This window comes from Streptomyces sp. NPDC059456, assembly GCF_042750055.1.
In the GTDB taxonomy this organism is placed as follows: Bacteria; Actinomycetota; Actinomycetes; order Streptomycetales; family Streptomycetaceae; genus Streptomyces.
In genome coordinates this window covers 1-5849 of record NZ_JBHYVA010000549.1, presented here as the reverse complement: position 1 = coordinate 5849, position 5849 = coordinate 1, and the positions used below count along the sequence as shown (strand labels likewise).

General features: G+C 73.4%; 4 protein-coding genes and 1 pseudogene. 2 read left to right on the top strand and 3 right to left on the bottom strand.

What is annotated here, in order from left to right:
• Positions 1–1505 (bottom strand): PAS domain-containing protein (locus ACFXA3_RS33005; RefSeq protein WP_385192893.1); only part of this gene is annotated, 1505 nt, incomplete at its 3' end.
• Between the two features lie 217 nt (positions 1506–1722).
• Between ACFXA3_RS33005 and ACFXA3_RS33000 the strand changes: the two genes are divergently transcribed.
• Both ACFXA3_RS33000 and ACFXA3_RS32995 read left to right on the top strand, forming a co-directional pair.
• On the top strand, positions 1723–2841 hold the full coding sequence (locus tag ACFXA3_RS33000; protein WP_385192891.1) for a PP2C family protein-serine/threonine phosphatase: 1119 nt from the start codon (positions 1723–1725) through the stop codon (positions 2839–2841).
• Between the two features lie 188 nt (positions 2842–3029).
• Complete coding sequence (locus ACFXA3_RS32995) at positions 3030–4583, top strand: alpha/beta hydrolase (RefSeq protein ID WP_385192899.1); 1554 nt, start codon at positions 3030–3032, stop codon at positions 4581–4583.
• Positions 4584–4610: 27 nt separating this feature from the next.
• On the opposite strand, the pseudogene ACFXA3_RS32990 reads toward ACFXA3_RS32995, so the two are convergent.
• Both ACFXA3_RS32990 and ACFXA3_RS32985 read right to left on the bottom strand, forming a co-directional pair.
• Positions 4611–5051, bottom strand: a pseudogene (locus ACFXA3_RS32990) (SRPBCC family protein); the annotation flags it as partial.
• Positions 5052–5083: 32 nt separating this feature from the next.
• Complete coding sequence (locus ACFXA3_RS32985; protein ID WP_385192896.1) at positions 5084–5818, bottom strand: MFS transporter; 735 nt, start codon at positions 5816–5818, stop codon at positions 5084–5086.
• Positions 5819–5849: the final 31 nt, after the last annotated feature.

Below are 5849 nucleotides of genomic sequence, written 5' to 3'. Positions count from 1 at the left end.
CCGCCGACCTCGCCGGCCGCCGCGGCGGGCTGGTACCGGTATGCGATCTCCAGGCCCGGGGGGGGGGTGGGCTGGTGGGGAAGCAGGTGGCGCTGGAGGGTGAGCGCGGCGTGGCGCTGCTTCTGGTACCAGCGGGCGTTGTCGATGCAGACGGCGGCGCGGGCCGCCAGTTCGCTGGCGAGCAGGACGTCGTCCTGGTCGAACGGCAGCGGATTGTCGGTGCGTTGGAGGCCCATGGCGCCGATGACCTCGCCGCGGGCGATCAGCGGCACCGCGAGGTACGAGTGGAGCCCGGCCTCGGCGAGCAGCGTGGCGGCGGCGGCGTCGCGGGCGACGCTGCCCATCTCCTCCGCGGTCACGTGCGCCACGAGCACGGGGCGGGCGGACTGCACGCACTGGGTGACGACCCGGGTCGCGTCGTAGCGGGCGATCGAGCCGACCGGGTCGGCGGCGAGGGTGGCGGGCGTGGGGCGCGCCGCCTTGACGGCGAGGGCGCGGAACCGCACGGTCTCGTCGGACGCCGCACCGGGCGGGTGATCACCCGTGAGGATGGCGTCGAGGACGTCGATCGTGGCCAGGTCGGCGAGTTCCGGTACGGCGATGTCGCCGAGTTCGCGCGCCGTGACCCAGAGGTCGAGGGTGGTGCCGATGCGCACGGAGGCGTCGGCGATCAGGGCGAGCCGCTGGCGGGCGAGGGCGACGGCCATCGAGGTCTTGTGCTGTTCGGTGACGTCGACGACGGAGGCGGCGATCCCCAGGGGCCGCCCGGCCGGGTCTTCGAGCCGGTAGAGGGAGACCGAATAGGCGTGGTCCCTGTCGGGGTCGGCGGGCGTCCGGCCGGTGGTGAACCGGTTCAGCTGGGGGCGGCCGGTGGACAGGACCTCGCCCATGGCCTCCTCGATGGACGCGGCGTCCAAACGGGGCAGCACCTCGTGGACGCGGCGGCCGACGTGCCGGGCGGCGGAGATCCCGTTGATCCGTTCCAGGGCCGGGTTGACCAGGACGTAGCGGAGCTCGGGGTCCAGTACGGCCAGGCCGATCGGGGACTGCGCGACCAGCCGCATCGACAGGGCCAGGTCGCGTTCCACGCGCCGCAGGGTGGCCTGGTCGGAGGCGATGCCGAGCGCGTAGAGCCGCCCCTGGCTGTCCTCCAGCCGCATGTTGCGGAACTCCGCCGGCCGGGTGCTGCCGTCCTTGCGCCGTACGGGGAACGTCCCGGCCCACGAGCCGCCGCCCGCCATCACCTTCTCGAACAGGGCGAGGACCGTGTCCAGGTTGCGTTCGTCGACGAGCAGCTGCGCCGCGAACCGGCCGAGCGCCTCCCCGGCGGTGTAACCGAACAGTTCCTCGGCCTGGGGGCTCCAGAGCGCGATCCGCCCCTCCGCGTCGAGGACGACCGCCGCGACACCGAGCACGTCGAGCAGTCCGGGCCCGGTGGCGGGGTCGACGGAGGGGCCGGGGCGCGCCGACTCGGCACCGGCCGGAGAGGCGTCCGCCGTATTCATGCCGGGCGCTCCTTCCCGTCCGCTGCCGCAGGGGCGGTACATCGGCCCGCTCGGGCTCCACGTCCCGGGTCCGTGCCCGGGGCGTCTCCCATCCTCCCTCCACTCCCCCGGACCGGCAGCGCAGCCGCCCTCCGATACGGCCGTCCGACGGACCGGGGGGCGGGCGCGCTGCCGGCCAGGGAGCGCAGGAACGAGGAGCCCGGTGTATTCAGGTGTCATGGACCACCGGCCGCCGCATCCGAGCCACCGCCAGGTCGGCGAGCCCCGCCTGCCGCTGCTGGCGGTTCCCTTCGCGCTGATCGCGGTCGTCACGGTGGTCGACGTCCTGGCACCGCCCGATGTCCATCTGGGTCCGTTCCTGGTCGCGGCCCCGGCGCTCACCGCCTCGTTCGCCGGGCCCCGGATGACGGGGTTCGTGGGCGCGGTGGCCGTCCTGGCCCAGGTGGCGGTGGCCGTGGCACGGACGACCGCCACCGATCTGAACCACACCTTCCAGATCATTGCCCTGGTGCTGATCTCGGCCTTCGTCACCTTCTTCGCCCATCTGCGCGAGGTCCACGAGAAGCAGCTGATCCAGCTGCGCTCCGTCGCCAAGGCCGCGCAGGAGGTGGTCCTGCGGCCGATCCGCGACCGGATGGGGCCGCTGCGGCTGGCGTCCGTCTACCTGGCCGCGGAGGCCGAGGCCCAGATCGGAGGGGACCTGTACGCCGCCACCCGCACCCGGCACGGCACCCGGCTGATCATCGGCGACGTCCGCGGCAAGGGCCTGGAGGCGGTCGGGGACGCCGCCCTGGTGCTCGGCGCGTTCCGGGCCGCCGCCCACCAGGAGGCGGACCTGCCGGCCCTGGTCGCCCATCTGGAGGCCGCCGTGGCCGCCGACCCGGACGGCACGGGCGAGCCGTCCGGCGAACCCGGCGAGGCGTTCACGACGGCGGCGGTGGTGGACATCCCCGACGGGGAGATGACCGTACGGCTCATCAGCTGCGGCCATCCGCCGCCGCTGCTGCTGCGCGGCGGCCGGGTGGTCCCCCTCGAGGTGGACCACCCGGCTCCGCCGCTGGGCCTGACGCAGTTCGTGGACACCGGCTTCGCCCCGCAGTCCTTCTCCTTCGAGCCGGGCGACGTGATCCTGCTGTACACGGACGGGGTCATCGAGGCCCGGGACGCCGCGGGCGCCTTCTACCCCCTGCCGGAGCGCGCCGCCGACTGGCCGGGGGACGGCCCGGACGCCCTGCTGCGGCACCTGTGCGCGGACCTGCTGGCCCATTCCCCGGGCGGCAGTCTCGGCGACGACGCGGCGATGGTCGCCATCGAGCGCATCGCCGGCCGCTCCTGACCCCCGGAGCCGGCGCCCGCCGTGCGCCCGTACGGTCAACTCCTGCCGCGTGTCGGCCAGTTGTCCGGATTTGAGCTCGTTCGTGAGGAGCATGCGAACCGGCCCTCCGGGATGATTCGCCCGGGGGCCCTCGTACAACAGGGTGGTGAGGCCATCGCATTCACGGAAGGAAACGGCTCTTCGTGAACATGAAACGCCTCGCACCGATGCTCGCCGCCGCCGCACTGATCGCCACCACCGTCCCCCTGCTCTCCGCGACCGGGGCATCCGCCGCCCCCGCCGCCGAGTACACCCCGCAGAAGCCCGCGTGGCAGCGGTGCAGTGCGGACCGGCCCGCCGCGTACGAATGCGCGACGATCAAGGTCCCGCTCGACTACCGGCGCCCCCGGGGACGCACGATCGACCTCGCGATATCGCGGATGAAGAGCGAGAACCCGGCCCGGCGACACGGCGCCATGCTGCTCAACCCCGGCGGTCCGGGCGGTTCGGGGATCGATCTGCCCTTGATGATGGACGAGCTGATGCCCAAGGACGTACGCGACCGGTACGACCTGATCGGCTTCGACCCGCGCGGCGTGGGCGCCTCCACCCCGATCACCTGCGGTCTGACGGACACCGAGCAGAACATCGACCGGCCGTACAAGGAGGAGACGTTCCGGGCGGACGTGGCCTGGGCGCGTACGGTCGCGGAGAAGTGCCGCGAGAAGGCGGGCGCGGTACTGCCGTTCGTCACCACCCGCAACACGGCACGCGACATGGACGCGATCCGTGCCGCGCTGGGCGAGAAGAAGATCTCGTACGTCGGCTACTCGTACGGCACCTATCTCGGCGCGGTGTACACCCAGATGTTCCCCGAGCGCAGCGACCGCATCGTGCTGGACAGCGGCGTGGACCCGCAGCGCATCTGGCGGGGCATGATCCAGGTGTGGGCCACGGAGGCGGAGCCCGCGTTCAAGCGGTGGACGCAGTGGACGGCCGAGCGCTCGGCCGAGTACGGGCTCGGCGCCACCCCGGACGCGGTCGCCAAGACCTTCTGGGACCTCGTGGCCCGGGCCGACCGGGAGCCGATCGAGTTCGAGGGCGCGAAGCTCACCGGCGATGACATCCGCACCGCGCGGGCGGTGTTCTTCTCCCCCTCGCAGGCGGCGCCCCTCGTCAAGGCGCTCAAGGACGCGGCCGACGGGAAGCCGGTCAAACTGACCCCGCCCCAGCTGAAGCTGCTGAAGCCGGCCGCCGAGCCGGCGTCGGACAACGGCACCGCGGTGTTCCTGGCCGTGGTGTGCGGGGACGTCGAATGGCCGCGCTACCCCGAGCAGTACGCGCGGGAGGCCGCCGGGGACAAGGTCGCGTACCCGCTGTACGGGGACTTCGCCTCGAACATCAAGCCGTGCGCCTACTGGCAGCGGCCGATCGAGCCCCCGACGGCGATGAAGACCGGGACCGATGTCCTGACCGTGCAGAACGAGTGGGACTCGCAGACCCCGCTGGTCAGCGGGCAGGGCCTGCACAAGGCGCTGAGGGGTTCGCGGATGGTGCTCGCGCAGGGCGGTGAGGGCCACGGGGTGTACCTGGTCGACCCCGGATCCTGCGCCAACGCCCAGGTCAACTCCTACCTGACGACGGGCCGGCTGCCCGCCGCGGACGTGACGTGCCGGACGGCGCCGGGCGCCGCCGAGCACCGGGCGGAGATCGCCCCGCAGTCGCCGCAGCGCTTCCCGGGCCTCACCGACGGGAGGTTCTGACCCGGCACCGGCTCCGGCCGCCGCACAGGTCGCCTCCACGGCGGCCGTGTTGCGGCGGCCGAAGTCCGGTGCGTCCTTGCGGGCCGCGCTCAGCGCGAAACCCACGAGCAGTTTCCCGAGTCCGTGCCCTTCCAGGGTGTTGAAGATGCGGACGCGGGTGCGGTCACCGGGGAGGGGCTCGAAGTCGTACCCGCCCTCCGCGGTGACCAGGTTCCTGCTCTGCTCCGTCCAGCGGATCAGCCGCGGCGGCTCGAAGGCGGTGATGCGGAACTCGCGGCCGGTCTTCATCCCGGCGTCCTTCACCGTGCTGCGGAAGACCGTGCCCACACCGGTCGGGGCGTCGGGGGTCCTGCTGATCTCCTGGACCCTCGGACTGAACCGCGGGTCGTTGCGCCCGTCGGCCAGATAGGCGAAGACCGCCGCGACGGGCCGGTCGATCTCCACGGTCGCCTCGAACTGTCCGGACATGGCTGCGGCTCCTCCGTTCGCTTCCCCTGAGGTCATGGTCGCAGTTCGGCCCCCTCCGCGCGCGGCGCCGACCGGACGGACGGGGCTCCCGTGATCCGGCTTCCGCGCAGCGGGGTCAGCAGCCCCGATGCGACGATGAGCAGGCAGAACACCCCGGCGGCCACACTGACCGCGGGGACCCCGTGCTGGTCGGCCAGTACGGTGAGGGCGGCCGCGCCGACCGGGCCCGCGGCGTTGTGCACGGTCCAGAAGGCGGAGGTGACCCGCCCGAGCAGCCGATCCGGGGTCACCTCCTGGCGCAGGGTCATCGAGCAGACCCCGCCGAGGGTCATCCCGAACATGAACACGGCGGCCAGCACCGCGGTCGCCGGCAGGCTGCGGCTGACGCCGGTGCCCGCCACGGCCACGCCGATCAGGGCGACCGAGCCCAGCCAGCAGGGCCCGAACCCGAAGGACCGGCGCAGCGGCCCGGCGGCGAAGGCGGCGCCGACGACGCCCAGGCCGCTCGCGGCGATGACGTAGCCGACGACGGCCGCGTCCTGGCCGAGTTCGTGCCGGATCCGGTAGACCAGCAGGTCGGTGGCGCCCATGGTGACGAAGGTCAGGAGCGTGAGCAGGACGGTCAGCGGGCGCAGCAGGGGGTGGGTCCACAGGAACCGGAAGCCCACCACGAACACCTCCCGCAGCCCGGCGGGCCCGGAATGCCCGGGCTCGGGGGGCCCCCCCCCCCCCCCCCGGCCCGCACGGGGCGCCCCACCCCCCGGCACGACACACCGCCCGCGGAGGGGCGCGAGCACT